Annotated in this window: 19 protein-coding genes and 1 tRNA gene; 10 read left to right on the top strand and 10 right to left on the bottom strand. The window is 65.8% G+C overall.

Annotated elements, in window-relative coordinates; all coding sequences use genetic code 11:
- Positions 1-151 precede the first annotated feature (151 nt).
- From NO347_RS15835 to NO347_RS15820, 4 genes are all read left to right on the top strand, one after another.
- Entirely contained in the window at positions 152-1,174 is a 1,023-nt protein-coding gene (locus NO347_RS15835; RefSeq protein ID WP_256290688.1) for an ABC transporter ATP-binding protein, read from the top strand.
- Positions 1,171-3,000, top strand: a complete 1,830-nt coding sequence (locus NO347_RS15830) for a PrsW family intramembrane metalloprotease (RefSeq protein WP_256290642.1) — start codon at positions 1,171-1,173, stop codon at positions 2,998-3,000. Before NO347_RS15835 ends, NO347_RS15830 begins: the two co-directional genes overlap by 4 nt.
- Positions 2,993-4,060, top strand: coding sequence for an ABC transporter permease (locus tag NO347_RS15825; RefSeq protein WP_256290641.1), 1,068 nt, complete (start codon positions 2,993-2,995; stop codon positions 4,058-4,060). The genes NO347_RS15830 and NO347_RS15825 overlap by 8 nt, the downstream gene beginning before the upstream one ends.
- A 94-nt stretch (positions 4,061-4,154) precedes the next feature.
- Positions 4,155-4,517 (top strand): DUF5798 family protein, encoded by a 363-nt coding sequence (locus NO347_RS15820; RefSeq protein ID WP_256290640.1) that lies wholly within the window; start codon positions 4,155-4,157, stop codon positions 4,515-4,517.
- Between the two features lie 40 nt (positions 4,518-4,557).
- Here NO347_RS15820 and NO347_RS15815 read toward each other — a convergent pair whose 3' ends face one another.
- The 4 genes from NO347_RS15815 to NO347_RS15800 form a co-directional block, all read right to left on the bottom strand.
- On the bottom strand, positions 4,558-4,986 hold the full coding sequence (locus NO347_RS15815) for a CoA-binding protein (protein ID WP_256290639.1): 429 nt from the start codon (positions 4,984-4,986) through the stop codon (positions 4,558-4,560).
- A gap of 56 nt (positions 4,987-5,042) precedes the next feature.
- Positions 5,043-5,654, bottom strand: a complete 612-nt coding sequence (locus NO347_RS15810) for an RAD55 family ATPase (RefSeq protein WP_256290638.1) — start codon at positions 5,652-5,654, stop codon at positions 5,043-5,045.
- Positions 5,655-5,863: 209 nt separating this feature from the next.
- On the bottom strand, positions 5,864-6,736 hold the full coding sequence (locus NO347_RS15805) for a geranylgeranylglycerol-phosphate geranylgeranyltransferase (RefSeq protein WP_256290637.1): 873 nt from the start codon (positions 6,734-6,736) through the stop codon (positions 5,864-5,866).
- 91 nt (positions 6,737-6,827) lie between these two features.
- On the bottom strand, positions 6,828-7,958 hold the full coding sequence (locus NO347_RS15800; RefSeq protein WP_256290636.1) for a LolA family protein: 1,131 nt from the start codon (positions 7,956-7,958) through the stop codon (positions 6,828-6,830).
- A 234-nt stretch (positions 7,959-8,192) separates the two neighbouring features.
- Here NO347_RS15800 and NO347_RS15795 point away from each other — a divergent pair, with 234 nt between their 5' ends.
- From NO347_RS15795 to NO347_RS15780, 4 genes are all read left to right on the top strand, one after another.
- On the top strand, positions 8,193-8,924 hold the full coding sequence (locus NO347_RS15795) for an ABC transporter ATP-binding protein (RefSeq protein ID WP_425492401.1): 732 nt from the start codon (positions 8,193-8,195) through the stop codon (positions 8,922-8,924).
- Positions 8,925-8,926: 2 nt separating this feature from the next.
- Complete coding sequence (locus tag NO347_RS15790; RefSeq protein WP_256290634.1) at positions 8,927-10,171, top strand: ABC transporter permease; 1,245 nt, start codon at positions 8,927-8,929, stop codon at positions 10,169-10,171.
- 174 nt (positions 10,172-10,345) lie between these two features.
- Positions 10,346-10,606, top strand: a complete 261-nt coding sequence (locus tag NO347_RS15785) for a hypothetical protein (RefSeq protein ID WP_256290633.1) — start codon at positions 10,346-10,348, stop codon at positions 10,604-10,606.
- A 207-nt stretch (positions 10,607-10,813) separates the two neighbouring features.
- Positions 10,814-11,470 carry a lactate utilization protein gene (locus tag NO347_RS15780; RefSeq protein ID WP_256290632.1) on the top strand — a complete coding sequence of 219 codons (657 nt, stop codon included), beginning with the start codon at positions 10,814-10,816 and terminating at the stop codon, positions 11,468-11,470.
- 844 nt (positions 11,471-12,314) lie between these two features.
- On the opposite strand, the gene NO347_RS15775 is transcribed toward NO347_RS15780, so the two are convergent.
- On the bottom strand, positions 12,315-12,599 hold the full coding sequence (locus tag NO347_RS15775; RefSeq protein WP_256290631.1) for a hypothetical protein: 285 nt from the start codon (positions 12,597-12,599) through the stop codon (positions 12,315-12,317).
- 83 nt (positions 12,600-12,682) lie between these two features.
- Between NO347_RS15775 and NO347_RS15770 the strand changes: the two genes are divergently transcribed.
- Together NO347_RS15770 and NO347_RS15765 are read left to right on the top strand one after the other, a co-directional pair.
- Positions 12,683-13,825, top strand: a complete 1,143-nt coding sequence (locus tag NO347_RS15770) for a mechanosensitive ion channel family protein (protein ID WP_256290630.1) — start codon at positions 12,683-12,685, stop codon at positions 13,823-13,825.
- A gap of 193 nt (positions 13,826-14,018) precedes the next feature.
- A complete protein-coding gene (locus NO347_RS15765) occupies positions 14,019-15,809 on the top strand; it encodes a PAS domain-containing protein (protein WP_256290629.1) in 1,791 nt (596 codons plus the stop codon).
- A gap of 61 nt (positions 15,810-15,870) precedes the next feature.
- Here NO347_RS15765 and NO347_RS15760 read toward each other — a convergent pair.
- From NO347_RS15760 to NO347_RS15740, 5 genes are all read right to left on the bottom strand, one after another.
- Positions 15,871-15,943, bottom strand: a tRNA-Thr gene (locus tag NO347_RS15760).
- Between the two features lie 55 nt (positions 15,944-15,998).
- Complete coding sequence (locus NO347_RS15755) at positions 15,999-16,991, bottom strand: class I SAM-dependent methyltransferase (RefSeq protein WP_256290628.1); 993 nt, start codon at positions 16,989-16,991, stop codon at positions 15,999-16,001.
- 527 nt (positions 16,992-17,518) lie between these two features.
- Positions 17,519-18,370: a universal stress protein gene (locus tag NO347_RS15750; RefSeq protein WP_256290627.1), complete on the bottom strand. Its 852-nt coding sequence runs from the start codon at positions 18,368-18,370 to the stop codon at positions 17,519-17,521.
- A 45-nt stretch (positions 18,371-18,415) separates the two neighbouring features.
- The gene (locus NO347_RS15745; protein WP_256290626.1) at positions 18,416-18,835 is read right to left on the bottom strand and encodes a hypothetical protein; all 420 of its coding nucleotides are present in this window, start codon (positions 18,833-18,835) and stop codon (positions 18,416-18,418) included.
- 5 nt (positions 18,836-18,840) lie between these two features.
- Positions 18,841-21,441, bottom strand: coding sequence for a heavy metal translocating P-type ATPase (locus NO347_RS15740; protein ID WP_256290625.1), 2,601 nt, complete (start codon positions 21,439-21,441; stop codon positions 18,841-18,843).
- Position 21,442 lies beyond the last annotated feature (1 nt).

Here is a 21,442-nt window from a genome sequence, read left to right as displayed (position 1 = left end):
GTCGGCAACTTGAGTATTTCCGTCAGCACACCAACACGCTCGATATGCTGGGCTCCCGTGATCTCGCCTTCTTCCCCGCAGTGATGCGGTCGAATGGGCCACTCGCCGACGGGTTTTATTTTGGGAGCCTCCGTGGCGCTCGACAATGGCGATGATACGGGTCGAAGGGCTGCGGAAGACGTACGGTGACTTTCCCGCCGTCGTCGGCAGCGACTTCGAGGTCGAGACGGGGGAAATATTCGGCGTCGTCGGCCCGAACGGCGCGGGCAAGACGACGACGCTGAAGATGCTCGCCGGGCTCGTCGAGCCCACGAGTGGGACTGCCGAGGTCGCCGGTCGCGACGCCGGCGACCCGGAGATGCGTCGGAACCTCGGCTTCCTCCCGGAGGAATCACCGCTGTACGAGGATATGACGCCGCGGTCGTATCTGCAGTTCTTCGCCGACCTCTACGACGTCCCGCGCGAGGCGGCGACAGAGCGAACCGAATCGACGCTCGACCGCCTCGAACTCGAACACCGCGAGCGGCGCTTAGGCGATATGTCGAAGGGGATGAAGCGGAAGGTCGCGATCGCCCGCTCGCTGGTCAACGATCCCGACCTCCTCATCTACGACGAGCCCGCCTCGGGGCTGGACCCGCTGACGACGAACTACGTGCTGGAGTTCACTCGCGAACTCGCCGATCAGGGCAAGACCGTCCTCTTCAGCGCGCACAACCTCTATCACGTCGAGAGCGTCTGCGACCGGGTCGTGATTATGAATCGGGGAGAGATCATCGCCCGCGGGACCGTCCCCGAAATCCGCGCGGCCCACGGGAGCACCGACTACCACGTGTTCACCACTGTCTCGGTCGACGGCGCGACGCCCGACCGACGGTCGGAATCGGGGGCGGAGCGCTACCGCACCGTCGTCCCCGATATGGACGCCGTCGAGGCGGTCCGGGAGCAAGCCACCGCGGCCGGAGGCGAGGTCGTCGACATCCGCACGCGAGAGCAGAGCCTCGAAGACATCTTCCTCGACCTCGCCCGCGAGACGCCGCCCGCCGCGGCCGAGGGGCAGGGCCGAGAGCCGAAAGCGAGCGGCACGCGAGCGCGGGCAGAGAGCGACGGGCGAGCACCTTCCGACGTCGACGCCGACGCCATCCAGACCGACCCTGAGGGGGGTCGCCGGCAGTGACGCGCTCGCTGCGCGAACGCGTCGCGGCGGTCGTCCGGATCGCCCGCTGGGAGGTCGAACGCTCGGCGGGGATCGTCGACCGTCGAACGGCGGTGCTCGGCGTGCTCGCGCTCGTACTCGCGGGAACGATCCTCGGGGCCGGCGCGTTCGCCGGTGGGGTCGCACTCGACCGCGACATCTACCGTGTCGGCGTCGACCAGGACAGCCCGTATCGAGAGCCCGTCGAGCGGAGCGTCGCACTCGACGCGCGCCCCCCGGATCCGGACGCGCTCCGCGACGGCGACGTCGACGTCCTCGTGCGAGAGGGACAATTCCGCGCCGCCGACACGCCGAAGGGACGCGCGGCGCTCTCGGAACTTCGGTCTGCGGTTCGGGCGTACAACGTCGGCCTGATGCGCTCTCAGGAGAACGGCTCAGCGGCGTTTCCGGTCGTCGTCGTCCTCCAGTACGTCTCGCGCTCGGCGGGGATCCCGGACGCTGCTGTCGCTGACGACGATGGCGGATCCGGAAGTGGGATCGGAAGCGGAGCCGACGGCGGTGCGGGCGGCGCGACCGACGGCGCGGAGACCGGCTCTGACGGCACCACAGACGACGAGGAGACAGCCGCGTCGACTGGATCTGGCGGCCCGCTCGGCGTCCCCGCGCTGAGTGGAATCAATCCGCTCGGCGGCGGAAGCTCCGGGTCGCCGGCGGAGATCCAACCGCCCTTCCCCTTCGGCTCGCTCGTCTTGGCGTTCGCCTTTCTGGTTCCGATGAACTTCGTGGTGCAGGCCTACGGGAGCACGATGCTCAACGAGCGGATCAACCGCCGCGGCGAACTCCTGCTCGTGGCCCCCATCTCGCCGGGCGACATCGTCGCCGGCAAGACCCTCCCGTATCTCGCCGCGATGCTCGCGCTGACGGCGCTCGTCGCGTTAGGCGTCGGCGGCAGCGTCGTCGCCGTCGCGGCCGTGATACCCATCGCGTTGGTGTTTCTCGCGGCGACGTTCGCCGGCGCGATGTTCGCGCGTTCGTTCAAGGAACTCACGTTCGTCACGGTCACGGTGTCGGTGTTCCTGACTGCGTACACGTTCGTGCCCGCGATCTTCGCGAACGTCACGCCGATTGCGCTCATCTCGCCGCTGACGGTCGTGGTCCGGGATCTCCAGCCGCTGGAGTCGGTGACACCGGGCGCGTTCCTCTTCGCGACGGGACCGTTCGTCCTCTGTGCCGGCGTGTTGTTCCTGCTCGGCGTCGGCATCTACAGAGAAGAGGACCTGTTCACCCAGCGTCCCGTCCCGCTGAAATTCCTCGACGCGCTCGACGCGCAGGTGTCGCGCCCGCGGGACGTCGCTGTCCTCTCGGGGCTGTCGATTCCGTTCGTCTTCGTCGCGGAACTGCTCGCGATCGCGGTGCTTTTCGCCCTACCGGTCTCGCTCACTGTGCCCCTCCTCCTCGTGGTCGTCGCACTCGTCGAGGAACTCGCCAAGAGTCTGCACGTCTACGCGGTCTTCGAGAGCGACACGTTCCCGCGAACGCGACGCGTCGCGCTCGTCCTCGGCGCGCTCTCCGGCCTCGGGTTCTTCGTCGGCGAGAAGTTCACCGCGGTCGCGCAGGTGGTCGGGCTCCCCGAGCTGGCGCTCGGACAGGCCGCATTCGCGCCCTCGGGCATCGGCGTGTTCTCGGCGGCGGGACTGCTGTTCGCGCCGCTCGTGCTCCATGTCGTCACCGCGGGACTGACCGCGCTCGGCGCGCGGCGTGACGTCCGCTGGTATGCGGCCGCCTTCGTCGGCAGCGTGCTCGTTCACACGGCCTACAATCTCACGGTGGTGAGCCGCCTTGGGTGATCGCACCGACCCGCGGCTGACGATCGCGCGCCGCGAACTGGGGAGCCTCCGAAAGGAGAAGACGATCGTGCTCGCGCTCGCGCTCCAGTTATTCATCGCGGCGTTCTCCTCGTTCCTCGTCGTGGGGCTCGTCTCGCTGTACGATCCGGGACAGGTCGACGGCTACGAGGTCGACGTCGCGGTCACCGGCGACGCCGCTGAGGACCTGATCCGGGCGTCACAGGAGGTGCGCGGCGTCGACGCACAGTTCTACCGCTCCGAGGAGACGGCGATGCGGGCGTTCCAGGAGTATCGAGCGACCGGCATCGACGCCGTCCTCGTCGCGGAGACGCGGGATCAGCGGGTGTTCGTCAGGGCCGTCGCGCCCGACTCGAACGTCCAGACGACCATCGTCGTCGTCCAGCTGCGCGACGTGGTCCGCTCGTTCGAGCGCGCCGAGCGTACTGACCGGGCTGCGTATCTGGACTCGCTCCCCCTCGAACTGCCGCCGGAAGCGACCTCCAGCCCGTACTTTAGCTTCACCTACACCATCCTGCTGCCGCTGTTGCTCTTCCTACCGGTGTTCATCTCCGGGTCAGTCGCCGTCGACTCTCTGACCGAGGAGATCGACCGCGGCACGCTCGAACTGCTCCGCGTTGCACCCGTCTCGCTCTCCGACGTCGTCGACGGGAAACTGCTCGCGGCCGCCGGTCTCGCGCCGGTGCAGGCCGCGCTGTGGATCGGCCTCCTCGAACTCAACGGAACGAGCGTGCAGAACGTGCCCGCGCTCCTCGCGCTCGTCGCTGCGATGGCGCTTCTGATCTGTGGACTCGGGGCGGCGATCGCGTTGCTCGCGCCCGAACGGCGGGCCGCCCAGTTCCTCTACTCCGTCGGGGTGCTGTTCGTCTTCGGCGGGACGACGCTCCTGCCGAACGGGCCGATCAACGCTGCCTCACGGCTCGCAATCGGGAGCGCCGGGCGTGCAGAAGTGGCCGCTGTCGGGGTCGCCGTTGCCATCTCCGTCGCGATCTACGTCGGTCTGCGTCGGCTCGTCGGCCGCATCGACGCCGATGACCTCTGAGCCCGCCGGCGCCGTGAGACGGTCTGCGCTGGAGGGATACCGCTCCGCAGACAAAGCCGGAACGCACACAAAGCCGGGGCGCACAGAGGGCCGTATGGGACTAGGAGGCACGGCGAAGAAGCTCCAGAAGGTGACAGAGATGGCCGAGGACGTCTACACGCGCCTGAACGACCTCCGCGATCAGGTCGTCCAGATGCGTGAGACGACCCAGGAGACCAGCGACCGCGTCGACCGCCTCGAACGCGAGGCCGCGGAGATGCGCGCGCTACTCGACGCCCTCGCCGAGAAGGAGGGGATCGACGTCGAGAGCGTCACCGCCGAAGCACACATCGCCGAAGCAGAGCAGACCGACGAGGAGGCTGCCTCGGAGACGGACGAAGGCGAGTCGACGTCGGAGACGACCGAGAGCGAGTCCGCCTCTGAGACGACCGAGAGCGGCTCTGCGTCGTCCAAATAGCGGCTGACGCCGAACAGAGGCGGGAAGCAATTCTCCGCGGTCAGTCGACGAGCCGTGCGTGCTCGACTTTCATACACTTGTCCTGAACGAAGTCGAGGCCGGCGTCGCAGGCCCGCTCGCCCGCCTCGTCGTCGGTGATGTCGAGCTGGAGCCACACTACGTCGACGTCGCCGACGACGTTGTTGCGCTCGATCGCCGCCTCGACGATGTCGCCAGCCTCGTCGCTCGGCCGGAAGACGTTGACGACGTCGACGTCGATCGACTCTGGAACGTCCGCAAGCGAGTCGTAGGCGGTTTCGCCGAGGATCTCGTCGGCGAAGGGATTGACCGGCACGACGTGATACCCGTGCCGCTGGAGATACGCCGGGATGTCGTGGGCGGCCTTTCCAGGCGTCGTCGAGCACCCGACTACGGCGACCGTCTCGTGAGCCAGTACCGACCGCAGTCCGTCGTCGTCGCTGATAGGCATACGTGGAGGAGAGACGCGACCGGGATAAAACGTCTGCCGTGATCGTCGTGGTCGGCTCAGTCGCCCGCCAGCCGAACCGACGGCGGTCCGTCCTCTTGAGTGGTGACGATGCCGTCGAACAACTGCTTCAGCGTGTTCATCGTCTGGTCGTCGTGGGCGCTCGCGTCGATGGCGAACACGCCGAGGCCGTCGACGCTCTGGATGCGGCCGGTGAAGACGTGCAGGAACCGGAACACCGTCTGGAGATCCGCGTACATCAGAAGCGTCGATAGCGAGTGCAGCATCACGCGGTTCTGCTGGATTCCCTGATCCTGATAGAACGCCTGGAGGAACTCGGAGAGTTTGATCCCGATCCCGGTCATATCGACGGGTGAGGAGGTGTATTTGATCCGTTCGTCGTCGCGAATGTCGCCGACGCCCTGCTGGCGCGTGACACAGTCTACGACGGCCACCGGGCGGTCCTCGTACGCGATCCGCGTCTCGAAGTCTCTGAGTACGCGGTCGGCGCCGTCCTTGGTAGTGACGATGATCGCTCCCTCACCTTTCTCCGTGCCCGACGCGAGGATGTCGAGACAGAGCGATCGTTTCCCCGAGAGAGGTGGACCGCTCACCAGGATGTTCGTTCCCGGGGGGACCTCTGCATCGAGGTCCGGGCCGAGGTCATACATCTGATCTCCTCGGCGTCGAGCCGCTAGCTACAAGGAAGGTGTTGATCGTCCGATGGATCGACTCGCCGGGAGTCATTAGACGAGTAGACCATATCGGGTGCAGATAATATTCTTTTTGATTGCTCCGGTGTGCGGTACGGCAATCGCCGTCCGAATGAACCGGCGCTGTACACCAGACTATCAGGAGGTAGCGCTAGTTTGTTGGGGTTTTAGAACACGAGACCGGTCTCAGCCACTCGGCCGGCGACGAACGCCGCAGTCGCGAGAAACATTCCCCGCTTCAGTCGCTGCTGGGCGATCGACGGGCGATCGAAGGACTGCCGCAACGCGGCGAGCATCACGCCGTCCGCGGGGACGACCAAGAGCAGATACGCGAGCCCGAACGTACCCATCACGTACGGGAGCGCGCTCGCCGCCACGGCGACGAGCAAGACGACGGCCCCGATTCGGAGTGCCGTCGGTTCGCCGACGACGATGGGGAGCGTCCGAAGTCCCTCCTCTCTATCGCCTGCGATGTCCTCTACGTCCTTGACGATCTCCCGCGTCAGCGTCGCCAGCGCGGCGAGCGCGAACAACACGAGTGCCGCCGGATCACCGAGCCGACCGACTGCCGCGGCACCGAAGAGGAACGTCGAGCCAGTCAGGTACGCGACGACGACGTTGCCGACGCCCGGAAGCCCCTTGAACAGTTCCGTGTACGCGAGCAGCGCAAGGAGATTCGCGACCGCGATCGCGATCGCCGCCAGCGGGAGCACGAGTGCAGCCACGACCGCACCGAGAAACAACACGACGCTGAAGACGAGCGCGCCGCGGGGCGACACCGCGCCGCGAGGGATCGGTCTGTCCGGCCGGTTGATCCGGTCGATCTCCCGATCGAAGTAGTCGTTGATCGCGTTTCCGGCGCCCGTCGCGAAGACGGTCGCGAGCACGGCAGCGACGACGGCGACCGGCCCCGAGCCGAACCCCGAGGCGACGAACGCACCGGTGAACGTGAGAACGCCAGCGGCGACGGCGTTGCCGGGACGGGTGAGTTCGAGGAGTCCCCGAAACGTCGCTGTCCGCTCACGTCCGCCAGATGCCATACGTACCTCGTGTCCGCGGCTTCGAGATAAAGGGCGCGGAGTCCGGCGAGCGACGCTGCGCTCGCCGGGGCGGGGTCGATTCGCGCGCGGATCAGGAGGCGGTCGTCTGTGCGAGGAGCGACTCCGCGAGTTCGATCGCCGTCTCGCGGTCGGAGTCAGTCACGAGGGCGACCGTGCCGCCGTCCGTCTCCCACGTCACCGCGACTCGGCCGTCCATCTCGGTCACGCTCGCGCTCACGCCACCGATCTCAGTTTCGGTCGCGTCACCGCTCGCGTACGGGAGCGTCTCCGTGTTGCTGGCGAAGACCGTCACGTTCTCGGGACCCACGTAGCGGGCGACAGCCGTCTCGCCGCCGTAGTTCAACACGGCGCCCTCACTGAATTCGTACGCCGAGTCGGTGACTTCGGGGACGGTCACGTCGGTCGCGTTCTGGAGCACGTCGAAGGAGTCGATCTCCGCGCCGGCCGGCAGTTCCGCGCTCGGCGGCTGGAACGTGCTGTCGGCGACGCTGATGTCGAACCGCGCCTCGGAGTAGGTAATCGTCACGGTGCCGTGTTCGCCGCTGAGCTCCTGTTTGAGAACCTTCGAGGAGTCGACGGCGATCCAGTTGGTGACGGTACCCGTGCGGCTCTCGTTTTCGGACGTCACTTCGACGACCCAGGCGTCGGTTCCGTCCACGGTCTCACGGCCCGTCCGAGTCGCGGTCGTGTTCTCCGCGGTCCAATCATACATTACGGTGCGAGCCCGCTCGCTCGCGTCCTGCCACGCCTGCTTCTGACTCTCGTTGAGCGCATACTCCGTCCCGTGCATCGCGTCCGAGTCGTGCATCGCCCCGTCGGCCGGCATCGACGCATTCGAGACGATCCGGGTCACGCCCGTTCGCTCGTCGTGGATCCAGCCGACGCTGCCGTTCGTTCCGAGAACGGCCGTCCGATTGTCGCTCGAAATCGACACGCGAGATCGATTCTCCTCGGCGACGGTGAACGAGACCTCGTACGTTCGCGTCGCCGTCTCGTTCGTCGCGGTTACGGTCGCCGCGCCGACGACGGTCTCGGCACTCTCGTATCGCTGCTCCGCGTCGTCGAGAATCTCCGCTCCGGAAGGCGCACCGACGTCGGTGACCGCCATCCCGGCTATCGTCGCAACGCCCAAGAGAGCGACCACCCCGAGGACGACTCCGATTCCGATGCCGCCTCTGTCCTCGCCGTCAGTTCCCACCATTATCAGCGATAGGGACTTCGTCTGTAAATGCGCTGCGGCCGGCGCCATTATGTGCTGTTCCGGCAGATTGGACGACACGGCGTCCCCCATACCGCGGACAGCCGTGAGTTTTTCACCGTTCGAACCCAACCGCTCGTAGTGAGTCCTGTGTCGAACGATTCGCCGGCCACTGGGGTCGCCGGTGCCGACGAATCACCCCCCTCGGAAGCAAGCGAGCGTGCGCCGACGCCGCTCGTGGAGTTAGCGGGCGTGACGAAACGGTACCAACTCGGCGGGACCGTGACGGCGCTCGACGACGTGTCGCTGTCGCTGGATTCTGGCTCCTACACTGCAGTGATGGGGCCGAGCGGGTCCGGCAAGTCGACGCTTCTCAACCTCGTTGGCGGACTCGACACGGCGGACGAGGGTCGCGTTCGCGTCGCAGACGACGACCTGGGCGCAGTCTCTGAGTCCCGCCGCGCCGAGAAGCGAGGCACTGACATCGGATTCATCTTCCAGACGTTCAATCTGATGCCGCGTCTCACCGCCGTCGAGAACGTCGCGCTGCCGCTCGTCTTCGACGGTTGGGACCGGGACGACCGGCTCGATCGGGCGCGGACAGTCCTCGACGACGTGGGCCTCGGCGCGCGGTACGACCACAAGCCGAACGAACTCTCCGGTGGGCAGCGCCAGCGGGTCGCCATCGCCCGGGCGCTCGCGCCCGAGCCGTCCATCCTACTCGCCGACGAACCGACTGGGAACGTCGACACCGAAACCGGCGCGGAGATTATGCGGCTCCTGGGCGAGATCCACGACCGCGGGAACACGATTATGCTGGTGAGCCACTCCCGGCGGATCGCCGAACACGCCGAACGGATCGTCCACGTCCGCGACGGTCGAATCGAGGGCGTCGAGGAAGTCCCCGACTCGGCGTCGACGCCGGCGTCCGGCGACGATTCGCGCGACACGAGGCGGGGGCGGAACTGACGATGGAGTTCCGCGAGGCGCTGCGGATTGCGGCGCGATCGATCCGAGCACACCGCTTGCGCTCGGGACTGACAGTCGTCGGGATGGTGATCGGGATCGCTTCCGTCGTCGTCTTCGCGACCTTCGGCGCGAGCGTGCAGGCCGCCGTCATCGCCGACATCGGAGACACGAACGCGAACAACGTCTTCGCCACGCCCGCGAGCGGAGACGATGGCCCGCCCGGTCGCGTCTCCGGCTTCGGTCAGCCCGTGTTCACGGAGATCGACGTCGAGACCCTCCGCGAACAGGAAGGCGTCGAGGCCGTCATCCCACAGGGGATCGTCGGCGTCTCGACGATGGCGTACGGCGATCAGACGATCGCCCAGCGGCAAGCGACCGCGACGGTGCCGGCGACATTTACCGACGACAGCCTCGTCAGCGGCGAGGCATTCGAACTCGGAGCCAACGAGACCGTTCTCAACGAGGCCGCGGCGAGGGCGTTCGAACGGAACGTCACCGTCGGCTCGACGGTTCAACTCACGCTAGCCACGGGTGAGACGCGGAACGTCACGGTCGTCGGCATCACCTCGGGGACGCGCGGGGGCTTCGTCTCCGGGTTCGGCGAGGTGACTCCGCGCGTGTACCTGCCGGTCGATCCGTTCTACCCGACGACGGTCGAGAGCCCCTCGGTGGGGGCGGACGTCCGGGCTTACCCCCAGGTGACCGTCGTCGCGAACCCGAACGCGGTCGAGTCGGTGAAGCAGGCGACCGAGACGTATCTGACGACGGAGTCCGACGCCGCGGAACTCCTCTCTGACGGCACCGAAATCCAGGTGCAGACCAGCGGCGACATCGTCGAGACGATCCAGCAAGTGATTAATCGGATCACGCGCTTCGTGACCGGGATCGCGGTGATCTCGCTGGTCGTCGCAGCGATCGGCATCGCCAATATCACGCTCGTGTCGGTCACAGAGCGGACCAAGGAGATCGGGATTATGAAAGCAGTCGGGGCGACCAACCGCGACACGATGCAGCTGTTCCTCACGGAGTCGGCCTTGCTGGGGACTGTCGGGGCCGTCGTCGGCGTTCCCGTCGGTCTCGTGGTCGCCTGGGGCGCGACGCGGTTCGCCGAGGTCGGGTTCACGATCGCGGGCGAGTGGGTCGTCTTCGCCGTGATCGTCGGGATCGGCGTCGGCGTCGTCGCCGGACTCTATCCGGCGTGGCGGGCCTCGAAAGTCGATCCCATCGAGGCGCTCCGCTACGAGTGAGCACAACGGTTGGTCGAACCCGGATAATATTGTTACTTTCTCCCAATCTCGATACCGACGTCCAGAAGTGAGTAGTTCAAAATGCGCCGTATAACTGTCTGAATCGGGCTCAGATGCATACGAAGCATTTTAAGTGTGCTCAGTTATTACAATACCAATAGTGATTAATACGAAATGAGTGTACAAGAGCAGACAGAAACGAGCAACGAATCGGCGCCCGGTGCCGCGACCGTCGTGGCTGGAACGTTCAGCGTGATCGTGCTACTTGCCGCCGTGTCTTACTCTGTAATGGCGAACGTGGTGAACTGGGTCGCAGTCGATCTGCTCACCTACCCCGTCCAGGGCGTCGCGCCGTTCGTCGTCATCAGCGGCGCGATCCTGACGATTCCGATTCTCATCCCGACGGCGCTGGTCTCCGTCCAGTTTCTGAAGTAACCGTCGAACGGCACCGTCCGACGACTGATACTGTCGGACAGCAGTTCGTGAACCATTTTGGCACCCCGTGGGTGCCGATGATTTTCACCTCGTTCTGTCCGACTGTATGAAACGAAAGTGACGTGGGCGTAACCACCTAACACTCGTGTCCGCGATTCGTTAAGTAACACCCGTGACTAGGGTAAATCGTCGAAACCGATCACCCATATGTCACAGCAGAAATCTGACTACGTAGACGACGCAGACATCGACGCAACACTCGACGAGCAGGCCGACGAGGAGACGATCGAGGAGACGGTCGAAAACCTCGAAGCCAACGGGTTCGACGTCGCCGTCGTCGACTCTGCCGACGAGGCGCTCGAAACGCTGCAGTCTCACATCCCGGCGGGCGCGTCCGTGATGAACGGTCACTCGACGACGCTCGAAGAGGTCGGCTTCGCCGAGTACCTGACCGAGGGCGACCACGAGTGGGAGAGCCTCCCGGACGAAATCTGGAGCATCGACGACGACGCCGAGCGACAGGCCGCTCGCCGGGAGTCCCAGACGGCCGATTACTTCCTCGGCGGTATCAACGCCATCTCGCAGACGGGCGAACTCGTCGCCGCGGATCGCTCGGGCAGTCGAATCGGCGCGTATCCCTTCGCCGCGAGCAACGTCGTCATCGTCAGCGGCGTGAACAAGATCGTCCCCACGCTCGAAGACGCGCTCGACCGGCTCGAATCCGTCGCGTACCCCCTCGAAAACGAGCGCGCCAAGGAGGCCTACGGCGTCGAGTCCGCGATCGCAAAGCAACTGATCTTCCGGCAGGAACTCGAAGACGGACGCACGACGGTCGTGCTCGTCCGTGACCAGCTCGGATACTGACCAGAGCGCGTGTAGCCCGGCTACTCAGTCGGCCGCTCGACGCTGTGTGACCGGATGAGAAGCCGTGCCAACGCTACTACCGGACCGATGCCACTTATGACTCTCTCGAAAATCGCCGGTGTGGCGTGCTGGCAATCGCTAAAATCGCCACTGTGAGTTCGTTCTCGGCACTCTGTTCGATCCGGCCATCGAGTATGTCAACACCGCTGGCCGTCAGCGCGGCCGGGGACGTCGCAACGCCTGAGCGCGCCGCGACTCGCTCCGATACGAACCACACGGTCACGCTCCCTTTTCCGACTGGGTGCTCTCGCTCCGCAGCAGTCGCTCGCCGGTGGTCTCTCGACGGCGAACGGCCGGGCAGTTCGACGGTAGCAGTCGGGGGCTGTGGTGGACAGTTTGGCACTGTAGGAGGTGATGCGAAGGCTGTCCACAGCCACCCGACCCGGTATGGGGGGTACCGAATTGCGGCGGGCACTCTACTGTGCCCGTTTAAGCATCATCCACCTACGGGAAATAATTACTTGTTTTGCGAATAGCCACTCCAAAGTACAAGAAATAATTGAGCTAAGTTGTGTGTCGGTACAGGAGCACGTCGATAGCGTGGGACGCACTGGCGTTTGATACTGCCGACGGGCGCGCTGCTTCGTTCGCGGAAGCGACCCCCACGGACCTGACAGTCGGCTCATAGTGATACTGTCGGACAGAACTGTGTGAAAATCATCGGCACCCCGTGGGTGCCAACATCATTCACGAACTGCTGTCCGACAGTATGAGTATCGGAAGTCCGCATCGATGCTTGCCATCCTGTTCGGCGAGAATCGATGCAGGGGTACGATAACCACGATCAGTTCTCTGCACAACGGCTCGCCGCGTTCACGCCGTCGGGGGCCATCCGCACTTGGATCTGGAGCGTTTCACACTCCTCGGTGTTCCACTGCACTGTCGTCTCGAATCGGTCGCGCCCCTGGACGGTCACGGGGTACTCACCTTCGGTATCGACCGGATATCTCGATCGGCCGGAGGTCCTGCTGTCGATGGTCGTCGTCCGATCGATGACGGTCCCGCCCGTCGCGTTTCTGACGACGACTTGGGGGTCGGACGCCCGGTTCTGTTGGTTGTCGAACGTCACCGCGGTACCCACCTCTCCAGCGGCAGAGGGCGTCCGATGCACAGCGCAGAAATGGTTATCCCACCCCATCGCGTCGGTTCCGTATGCTTTCGCCGCTGGTGAAACTGTTCGAGGGGCTCTCTGCGATCGAAGCGACGGCCCTCGTGCTCGTCCTCTCGTTCGCGAGCGCCATCGTGATGGAGTTCGTCATCCTCCGCATCGCCAGGCGCTACGTCTCGAACACCAGCACCGAGTACGACAACATCGTCATTTCCTCGCTACGGGCCCCACTGGTCATCACCGCGGCGCTCGTTGGAGTGTACGTACTCACGCAGGTCCCCGCGGTGCGTTCGTCGGTACTCCTGGATGCCCAGACGCTCGATGTGGCCTTCGGAAAGCCTTCGCTTTCGGTCATCGTTCTCGTCTGGGCCTACGCCGCCAACGAAGTGGTGAACCGACTCGTCGCCGCCGTCAACGAGGAGGGCGGCCGATTCGACTTCGCCCCCGTCTTCTCGAACGTCTGGACGCTGTCGGTCCTGCTGGGGAGCGCCGGCACGCTGCTGTGGCTCTGGGGGATCGAGATCACGCCGCTGCTGGGCGCGGCGGGCGTCGCCGGTATCGCCGTCGGGTTCGCGGCGAAAGACACGGTCGCGAACTTCTTCGGCGGCATCGCGCTGTACTTCGACGACACCTACAAGATCGGCGATTACATCGTCCTCGACGACGGCACCGCGGGGACGGTCGTCAAGGTCGGCGTGCGATCGACGACGCTTCTCACTCGCGACGAAGTGATGGTCACCGTGCCCAACGCCACGCTCAACGCCGCGAAAGTGACGAACGAATCGGCACCCCAGCGCCGCCGTCGCGTCCGGGTTCCGATCGGTGTCGCCTACGGAACCGACATCGACGCCTTCGAGGAGCTCGCCGTCGACGTTGCTGCCGCTGAATCTCTCGTCCTCGACTCGCCGAAGCCCCGCGCCCGCTTCCGATCGTTCGGCGACTCCGCGCTCCAGTACGAACTGCTCTGCTGGGTTAACGGCCCGACGCGGCGACGACGTGCCCAACACGAACTCAACCGGTCGCTCTACAAGGCGCTGAACGATGCCGGCATAGAGATCCCATATCCCAAGCGCGAGGTGACGGTAACACCAGCGGCCGACCGTCCCGCTGTCGCCGGGGGGACTGCGACGTCCGAACGCCGTACGGCTGACGAAGCCCCCGGCGAATCCGGAGACGTGACCACATAGCCGTGCGTTTTTCCGGCTTCGCCAACACAGTTCACGAACTTCTGTCCGACAGTATCAGCATATGGGACAGCCGCTTCGAGCCTCGTCTGCACGTTTCGGACCACAGTGTCTTTGAACCAGCAACGCTAGGTATACGATACGCGAATGCAATGAACCGGCACGCATCCTCGTCGAAATCCCACTGGACGCACAGATGACAGACGCCGATGCTCGTAGTGCAGAGTTCTCTCTTTTCCCGGCCGCTCTCGACGCTCTCGACGATGCCTTCTGCGTGTGCACACCCGCTGGTGATCTCGTCTACTGGAACGACGCGCTCGCCGCGGTGAGTGGCTTCGAGGAAGCCAAACTCGAATCGAGTTCGGCGACGGATCTCTTCGGGGAGCGAGATCGAACGCGCGTTGCGGACGCAATCTCGACTGCACTGGAGGCGGACGACCGCACCACCGTCGAAGCGGATCTCAGAACTGAGGGCGGTGACTACGTCCCATACGAGTTCTCCGTGGTTCCGCTGACGACCGAGGAGGGGACGCGACTGGTCGCTGGCGTGGGACGGGACGTCACCGAGCGGCAGGAGTACGAAGCGCAACTGCGACAGCAACGGGACCGGCTCTCGGTGATGCTCGAGAACGCACCGCTCGTCCTCTTCGCGCTCGATACAGACGGCGTGTTCACGTGCTCGCAGGGCAGAGGATTGGACGAACTACGGCTGACAGCAGACGAGGTGGTCGGCGAGTCGATCTTCGATGTCTACGGGGACTCGCCGGCGATACTCGAAAACGTCACTCGCGCACTCGACGGTGCCCGTGTCCGAGACGAAGTGACTGTCAACGACGCGACGTTCGACACGCTGTATCGGCCCGTCTTCGACGAATCGGGGGCTGTCGAGCGTGTCATCGGTGTCGCGGTCGACATCACCGAGCGAAAAGAGCGCGAACGCGAGCTGGAGCGCTACGAGGCGTTCATCGAGAACTCCCAGGACATCGTCACACTCGTCGCTGCGGACGGGACGGTACTGTACGAGAGTCCGGCGATCGAACGGGTGCTCGGATACTCACCGGACGACCTCGTCGGCGAGCCGATCTTCGAGTACGTGCATCCCGAGGACCGCCAGCGCGCTATCGAGCGGTTCTCGGCCGACGTCGAAAGCGGCGGGCCGACCCGTTCGATAGAGCTGCGGTTCAAACACGCGTCGGGGTCCTGGCGGTGTCTCGAATCGGTCGGAACGAACCTGCTCGACGATCCGGTAATCGGCGGCATCGTCGTCACCTCCCGAGACATCACGGAGCGAAAGTCGTACGAAAAAGAACTCGAGATGCGAAACGAACAGCTGTTGGTTCTCAACCGGATCGTTCGACACGACATCCGCAACGACATGTCCGTCTCGCTCGGCTGGAGTGAGATGCTGAAAGAGCACCTCGACGAAGAGGGTCACGAAATCGTCGACCGGATCCGCAAACACGACCAACACGTCATCGATCTCACGAAGACCGTCCGCGACTTCGTCGAGACGCTCGAAGAGGACGCAGAGCCGACGCTGGAGGCCGTGAACGTCGAACGGGTCGTCGAGCAGGTCCTCGAAAGTTGGACGACGGCGTACGTGGACGCCGAACTCGACGCCGCCGAGATACCCGCGGCCGAAGTGAGAGCCAACGAACTGCTCACGTCCGTCTTCCGAAATCTGTTGAACAACGCCGTCCAGCACAACGACAAGGAGACGGCGCGCGTGAGCATCGACGGCGACGTTCGATCGGAGACGGTCGTCGTCCGGGTCGCCGACAACGGACCCGGGATTCCCGATGGGCAGAAAGACGCCGTCTTCGGGCGGACCGAGGCTGGTCTGGACGATCCGGCGGCTGGCGTCGGCCTCTATCTCGTGGATACACTCGTCTCACAGTACGACGGCAGCGTCTCCCTGAAAGACAACGAACCGGAGGGAACGGTCGCTGTCGTCGAATTGCCGAGAGCGACCAGTTCGGAAGATTAACACCTCGTTCTAGGTGCGACATACGAGCCGTTCACAGTGTGGGTGACGTGCGGCAGAAAGAAGCCGGTGGAGGGATTTGAACCCTCGGCCTATTCCTTACGAAGGAATCGCTCTGCCAGCTGAGCTACACCGGCGCGGTCGTTCGGACGCACTCGACCGTACTGCGATGAGTAAGAAAAGGCTTCCGAATCACCGCGACGTGAGCCGAACGTCGAGACAGACGTTGTACTCGTGTGGCGCGTACGAGCGGACGACGTGCTCGGTTTCGACCGCGACGTCGTACGCCGGGTCGGCGGCCGCCGCGGCCTCTCTGATCGCCCGGATTCCCGGGCCGAACGGGTCGTCTTCGTGCTGGATGTCGTAGTAGTGGAGCATACACCCCTCGCCTGCGAGTCCCATCGCCGTCTCGAGGAAGTCGCCGGCGCTGTGCGGGAGGTTCATCACGAGCCGATCGGCCCAGCCAGCGTAGTCGGCGGCGAGGTCGCGGACGTCCCCCTGAATCGCCGTCACGTGTTCTTCGACGCCGTTGCGGCGGGCGTTCTCCCGGAGGTACTCGACGGCGACGGGGTTGAGATCGCAGGCGACGACGTCCGCGTCGCGGCCGGCCATCGGGACCGCGAACGGGCCGACGCCGGCGAACATATCGATCACGCGCTCGCCGGCGCCGACCTGGGAGATCACGCGGTGGCGCTCGGTCGCGAGGCGCGGTGAGAAGTAGACCTCGGCGATGTCGAGTGCGAACTCGTAGCCGTACTCCCGGTGGACGGTCTCGGTCGACTCGCCCACGAGGACGTCCCACTCGCGCACCCGGAGTTCGCCCTTGACTTTCGAGGCGCGATTGACTACCGTCCGCGCGCGGAGATCCGATTCGACGATGGCGTCGGCGATCCGGCGGGCGCGGTCGGCGTCGTCCTCGTCGAGGATGACGACGTCGCCGAGGCGCTCGTAGGAGGGTTCGAAGCCGAGCACCTCCGCGGGCGTCGTCTGCGTCTCCCGCGCGGGGGCGTCGTGATCGACCACGTCGTACGCGGCCGGGACCGCGGCCGCGTCGGTGACGGGGATGTAGAGCGATCCCGACTCGACCGTGATCTCGCGCTCGCGATCGATGAGGTCGCGGTCCGCGAGCGCCTGACGGGTCTCCTCGCCCTCGCTCGTCGGCACGCGGACGCACGGAACGGTCATTACCCGAGGGTGGCGAGCGACCGGAGTAAGCGTGACGTTTCGACGCGAGCGAGGCGAGAGACGAAGACGGGGTCACTACGTCTGTGGTCTGTCACCCTCACCCGCTCGCACGAGGATGGGCACGTCGACGAAGACAGTCCCCCTTGGCTCGTTCGCCGGCGGTGTGAACCGTTGCGGCGAGGATGTGGTACCACGGAGCATTGTCGTCCGTGTCAACGGACACGGTTTGTGGTTCTCCAGACGGAAGCGGCCTCGACGAGTGTCAGACTCACTGATCTCCGTCTACGGGTCGTACTCGCCCCAATATCGTTAAAATCAGTGAATACAAACGAAACGATAGTAAATATAATCAGATACGCCGGGGTGCTCGTCTCTAACGGACTGTCACACGATCCGGACCGACTTCGTCGCCGAACTCGGCGGTTCGACCTCCGAGCCGTGACGCCGAACGACGCTCCAAACCACTCAGTGACTACTCACAGAGGAGAGCTGAAAACTAAAATCCACAGACTGCCCCGATTGCGACGCTATGCGGGGACGACGAGGACGGGCGTCTCCGAGAGACGGACGACCTTCTCTGCGACACTCCCAAGGACGAACCGCTCGACGCCGGTGCGGCCGTGGGTCCCGAGTACGACGAGATCAGCGTCTGTGTCGTCGCAGTATTCGAGGATCGATCGGTGCGGTACGCCGTGTTCGAGCGTCGTCTGGACGGCCACTCCCGCCGCCGCCCCGCGCTCGCTGACGCGGTCGAGTGCTTTCTGTGCGGCCTCCTCGTAGGCCGCCTCCGTCTCACTCGATCGGATCCGGCCCCGTGGGACGACCGACAGCGCCCGGACGGTCGCGTCGAACTGGCTGGCGAGATCGACTCCCCATCGCTCGGCGGGTGCTGCGGCGTCGCTGCCGTCCGTCGGCAGGACGACGTCGCGGTACGGGCGCTCACCCGCGGCGTCGACGCGGACCGTGAGCACCGGGACGGGCGAGAGGCGAACGACCTTCTCGGCGACGCTCCCGAGGACGTAGCGATCCAGTCCGGTCCGGCCGTGCGTCCCCATCGCGACCAGGTCTACGCCGTAGTCTTCGACCGCGTTCAGGATCTCCTTGTGGGGAAAGCCCGCCTCGACTGCCGTCTCGGCCGTGATACCGGCGTCGCGGACCCGCTCGGCGGCGTCGGCGACGACCGCTTCGAGTTCCGCTTCGACTTCGCGCCGCTCCGTGACGCTCGACAGTCCGTACGGATCGACGACGGCCAGGAGGTGGATCGTCGCGTCCGTCTCCGTCGCGATCGTGACCGCGTGATCGAGCGCCGACGTCGCCCCCTCGCTCCCGTCGGTCGGGACGAGAATTCGGTCGACGTCGACGGCCGCGTGCTGGCTCATAGGTGGCCGTTCGTCGGGTGCGGAGAAAAATCCGGCCCTCGTCAGTCACTTCTCAGGAGAGCGGTCCGTCGGATCGAAGTCTTCGAGACGCTCCGCGGTCGGCGCTGCCTCGACATCGGGATCGCCGACGTCGGACCCGGTGTCGCTCGTCTCGGTCGTGCCGCCTTGTGCGACGCGTTCGATGTAAGCTTCGACCGCCGAGGCGGCGTCGTCGGGATCGGTGTAGCTGTCGCCGAGACCGACTTCGCGGTGTTCCCACCCCTCGTCGTAGACGTAGACGTCGACCCACCAGTAGAGCGACAAGCCCTTCGAGAATTCGACGATTCGGACGCGGTGATCGCCCGATCCGTTCTGGTAGGCTGTCGTCCCGTCGCGTCGCTGCGCCGACCACCCGGGCGGCAGTTCGACGTCGAACGGGTCCGCGCCTGCGTCGTCGGCGCCGCCGGAGCGTCCCTCGTCGGTCATTACGGTCACTCGACGGTAGGGGGCTCAGAACTTGTAACTCCCGATTCGGGACCCGTGCTCGCTGCTGGCCGCCCGTCGGTGGCGGACGTCGGCACCGACCGCTCGTCCGTCACCGTCCCGGAGTCCAGGTCCGCGATCGAACGCGAGGAGTTGGTGACGACCAGAAGGCTGCTCGCGCCCATCGCGACGGCCGCCAAGAGCGGATTGAGCACGCCCGCGATCGCGAGTGGGACCGCGACCAGATTGTAGACGAACGCCCAACCGAGGTTCTCTCGGATCCGTCGGTGCGTCCCGCTCGCGACGTCGAAGACCGCCGGCACCGCGTGCAGTCCTTCCTCGACGATCACCGCGTCCGCCGCGCTGCCGGCGAGGTCGGTCCCGGAGCCGAGTGCGATTCCGACGTCGGCGCTCGCGAGCGCCGGCGCGTCGTTCGAACCGTCGCCGACCATCGCGACGGTCCCTCGCGAGCGGAGCCGCTGTACAGTCTCGGCTTTTGCCTCGGGCGGCACGCCCGCGAACACCTCGTCGACCGCGGCGTGTCGACGGAACCGTTCGGCGGCGCGCTCGTCGTCCCCCGTGAGCACGACGACCTCGCGGTCCGCGCCGAGGTCATCGACGACCGACTCCCACTCGGCGCGGGGCGCGTCGCCCACGTCGAGAACGGCCCGCGCGCGGCCGTCCCAGGCGACGAACGTCGGGACGCGACCGTCAGCCCGACTCGTCTCTGCGGCGTCGAAAAGCGCGTCGGGAATCGTGATTCCGTGCTCGGAGAGCAGTTCCGAGTGGCCGACGACGACTGTCGTGGATTCGTCGGTGTCGTCGCCGCTCGCTGCACCGTCGGGCAGGTCGACCGTCCCCGTCACGCCTTTCGGATGCGTGCTCGGGTCAGTCACGTCCGGGAGCACGTCGGGACCGGCGTCGACGACGGCCTGCGCGATCGGATGGGAGGCGTAGCGTTCGACCGCGGCGGCGAGAGCCAGTGCGCGCGCCGCAGTCTCGTCCGACGCGTATCGAACCTCGCCGCCGTCTGCTGCTGTCGGCGGGACGCGGCCCCCGCCGTCCGTGTCGTCGCCGTGGACGTACGCGTCGACCACGCGCATCCGGCCGTCGGTCAGCGTCCCGGTCTTGTCGAAGACCACGACGTCGGCGTCGGGCGCGTCCTCGAAGACGGAGTCGGAGGCGACGACGACCCCCGCCTCGGCCGCGTCGCGAACACCCGCCGCGACGGCGAGCGGCGTCGCGAGGCCGAGCGCACACGGACAGGAGACGACGAGCACCGTCAATCCAGTGAGGATCGACTGGGTGAGGGGCGTCCCGGTGAGGACGAAACCGACCGTTGTCAGCACGGCGAGCGTGAGGACGAGCGGAACGAACACTGTCGCCAGCTTGTCCGCGAGCCGCTGGGCGCCCGAGCGCGAGGACTGGATCTCCCAGAGGAGTTCGACCAAGCGATCGAGCGTGCTCGTTGCCGCCTCGCCCACCTCGACCGTGATCGGGTCGTCGGTGACGACGGTGCCGCCGAGGACGTCGTCGCCGGGGCCGCGACGGTCCGGCAGCGACTCTCCGGTGACGAGCGATTCGTCGATCGCTGCGCTGCCATCGACGACGACGCCGTCGACGGGGACCCGTTCTCCCGGTCGCACGAGGACGCTGTCGCCCGCGTCGAGTTCGTCGACGGGAACGGTCTCGGTCCCTCCGTCGGCCGTGAGCCGCGTCGCGTCGCTGACGCGGGCGCTCGTCAGGTCTGTCAGCCGACTCGCGGCGCGCTGTTTGATCCGGTCCTCGTAGTAGTTGCCGACGGTGACCACGAGCACGATGGCGACGCTCACGTCGAAGTAGACGTGTGTGCGGCCGGCGAGCATCATACCCATACTGAAGACGTACGCGGAGACGGCCGCGACCGCGACGAGCAGGTCCATATTCGGCTGGCCGGCTCGGAGGCTGACGTACGCGCCGCGGAGCAGCGGGTAGCCGGTGTAAAAGAGAACGATGGAAGACATCACCCAGACGTTGCCGAGGACGTAGAGTCCGTCGAAGCCGCCGAGGTCGACGAGCGGCTGGAAGCCGAGGTAGGTCGGATACAGGAAGACGGCGTACCAGACCATCACCATCATTCCGAAGACGCCGCCGCCGATGAGGAACGTCGCGAGCCCGGATCGCTCCTCCTCGTCGGTCGCCTCTGGGTCGTCTACGTCGTAGCCGTAGCGGTGCAGGAGCGCTCCCAGATCGTCGACGTCTGTCTGCTCGGGATCGTACGTGACCGAGAGCATATCTGTCGCGTAGGACGCCTCCGCCGCGTAGATTCCCTCGTCGTTCGCAGCGGTGGATTCGATGAACGTCTCGCAGGTCGCACAGTGCATCCCGTCGACCGAGAGGTACGTCTGCTCGGCGTCGTCCGGCGGTTCAACCTCGCTGGTGTCCGTCCCCGCGCCGAGTTCGGATTCGATGTCGGCGTCGGCCGCGTTGTCGGGGCCGCCGAGCGCTCGGGCGACTTCCAGACACCCGCGGCAGCAGTACTCGCCCTCGACTTCGTCGTCGGTGATGGGCGGATCGGGCGTCGGCAGATCACACAGCGAACACACGTCGGCGTCGGTTCTGTCAGTCATC

The sequence above is a fragment of the Halobellus inordinatus genome, assembly GCF_024464655.1.
Taxonomy (GTDB): domain Archaea; phylum Halobacteriota; class Halobacteria; order Halobacteriales; family Haloferacaceae; genus Haloquadratum; species Haloquadratum inordinatus.
This window is presented reverse-complemented; position numbering and strand designations above follow the sequence as displayed.

What these genes read in the sequence shown, in the direction of transcription:
- NO347_RS15835 (WP_256290688.1), top strand. Translation starts at nt 152, where the DNA reads ATGATACGGGTCGAAGGGCTGCGGAAGACGTACGGTGACTTTCCCGCC.
- NO347_RS15820 (WP_256290640.1), top strand. Translation starts at nt 4,155, where the DNA reads ATGGGACTAGGAGGCACGGCGAAGAAGCTCCAGAAGGTGACAGAGATG.
- NO347_RS15815 (WP_256290639.1), bottom strand. Translation starts at nt 4,986, where the DNA reads ATGCCTATCAGCGACGACGACGGACTGCGGTCGGTACTGGCTCACGAG.
- NO347_RS15810 (WP_256290638.1), bottom strand. Translation starts at nt 5,654, where the DNA reads ATGTATGACCTCGGCCCGGACCTCGATGCAGAGGTCCCCCCGGGAACG.
- NO347_RS15805 (WP_256290637.1), bottom strand. Translation starts at nt 6,736, where the DNA reads ATGGCATCTGGCGGACGTGAGCGGACAGCGACGTTTCGGGGACTCCTC.
- NO347_RS15800 (WP_256290636.1), bottom strand. Translation starts at nt 7,958, where the DNA reads ATGGTGGGAACTGACGGCGAGGACAGAGGCGGCATCGGAATCGGAGTC.
- NO347_RS15790 (WP_256290634.1), top strand. Translation starts at nt 8,927, where the DNA reads ATGGAGTTCCGCGAGGCGCTGCGGATTGCGGCGCGATCGATCCGAGCA.
- NO347_RS15785 (WP_256290633.1), top strand. Translation starts at nt 10,346, where the DNA reads ATGAGTGTACAAGAGCAGACAGAAACGAGCAACGAATCGGCGCCCGGT.
- NO347_RS15780 (WP_256290632.1), top strand. Translation starts at nt 10,814, where the DNA reads ATGTCACAGCAGAAATCTGACTACGTAGACGACGCAGACATCGACGCA.
- NO347_RS15770 (WP_256290630.1), top strand. Translation starts at nt 12,683, where the DNA reads ATGCTTTCGCCGCTGGTGAAACTGTTCGAGGGGCTCTCTGCGATCGAA.
- NO347_RS15765 (WP_256290629.1), top strand. Translation starts at nt 14,019, where the DNA reads ATGACAGACGCCGATGCTCGTAGTGCAGAGTTCTCTCTTTTCCCGGCC.
- NO347_RS15755 (WP_256290628.1), bottom strand. Translation starts at nt 16,991, where the DNA reads ATGACCGTTCCGTGCGTCCGCGTGCCGACGAGCGAGGGCGAGGAGACC.
- NO347_RS15750 (WP_256290627.1), bottom strand. Translation starts at nt 18,370, where the DNA reads ATGAGCCAGCACGCGGCCGTCGACGTCGACCGAATTCTCGTCCCGACC.
- NO347_RS15745 (WP_256290626.1), bottom strand. Translation starts at nt 18,835, where the DNA reads ATGACCGACGAGGGACGCTCCGGCGGCGCCGACGACGCAGGCGCGGAC.
- NO347_RS15740 (WP_256290625.1), bottom strand. Translation starts at nt 21,441, where the DNA reads ATGACTGACAGAACCGACGCCGACGTGTGTTCGCTGTGTGATCTGCCG.